Raw genomic sequence first — 1,243 nt, 5'->3', positions numbered from 1 at the left:
CACCGGGTGGGCGTCGGCTACGAGCGGTCGGCGGAGGCGGCCGAGCAGGTGGTGGCGGCGGTACGGGCCGGGGGCGGCCGGGCCGTGGCGGTGCGGGCCGACACCGGCTCCGAGGAGCAGGTGGACGCCCTCTTCGACACCGTGGGACGGGAACTCGGGCGGATCACGGGCCTGGTGGCGAACGCCGGGATCACCGGCCCGCTGGGCAGGTTCACCGAGACGTCGACCGCGGACATGCGCCGGGTGGTCGAGGTGAACGTGCTGGGCGTGCTGTACTGCGCGCGGCGGGCGGTCACCGAGATGTCGCGGCGGCACGGCGGCGAGGGCGGGTCGATCGTGACGATCTCCTCGGCCGGTGCCACCACCGGCAGCCCCGGCGAGTACGTGCACTACGCGGCGAGCAAGGCCGCGGTCGACGCACTGACGCTGGGGCTCGCCAAGGAGCTCGCCACCGAGGGGGTACGGGTCAACTCGGTGCAGCCCGGCATGATCGTGACGGACATCCACGCGGCGATGGGCGACCCGCAGCGTCCCTGGCGGCGTCCTGAGCGGGTGCCGATGCGGCGTCCGGGAGAGCCGTCGGAGGTCGCCGGGGCGGTCGCCTGGCTGCTGTCCGACGAGGCCTCCTACACGACGGGCGCGGTCCTGCGCGTCGCCGGCGGTCTGTGACGGGGGCCGGGGTGTCCTGTCGGGGCCGCTGCTGGCAGGGTGGCCCTCCGTCCTGGCTGTCCAGCTTCCCGAGGAGTGCCCATGTCCGTGCCCGCGCCCGTGTCCTTCGTGCAGGTCTCCCGGGAGGACCGTCCCAGGGTCTCGGTGGCCTACGAACGGCGCGGCTCCGGTGAGCCGTTGGTGCTGCTGCACGGCATCGGCCACCACCGGCAGGCGTGGGAGCCGGTGATGGACGCGCTCGCCGCCTCGCACGAGGTGATCGCCCTGGACCTGCCGGGCTTCGGCCAGTCGCCCGCCCTCCCCGACGGCGGCCCGTACGGCGCGGAGGCCCTGGCGTCGGTGCTCGCGGACGTGTTCGTCGAACTGGACCTGGACCGTCCGCACGTGGTGGGCAACTCGCTGGGCGGCCTGATCGCCCTGCACCTCGGCCGGGCGGGACTGGCACGGTCGGTGACGGCCTTCTCCCCCGCCGGGTTCTGGACGGAGGCCGAACGCCGCTGGACGTTCGCCCTGCTGCTGGCCATGCGGGCCGGCGCGCGGGCGCTGCCGGACGCCGCCCTGACGCGACTGGCCC

The 1,243-nt window shown here is 75.1% G+C and carries 2 protein-coding genes; both read left to right on the top strand.

What is annotated here, in order from left to right; all coding sequences use genetic code 11:
• Window positions 1–669, top strand: a 669-nt coding sequence (locus tag ACYVE9_RS27395) for an SDR family oxidoreductase (protein ID WP_461030582.1), incomplete at its 5' end; no start/stop codon positions are given.
• An 87-nt stretch (window positions 670–756) separates the two neighbouring features.
• Window positions 757–1,243: alpha/beta fold hydrolase (locus tag ACYVE9_RS27390; protein ID WP_461030583.1), on the top strand; the 487-nt coding region annotated here is incomplete at its 3' end.

Source organism: Streptomyces sparsus (assembly GCF_054776295.1).
The sequence above is the reverse complement of the archived record's forward strand: the minus strand, read 5'-3'. Positions and strand labels throughout refer to the sequence as shown.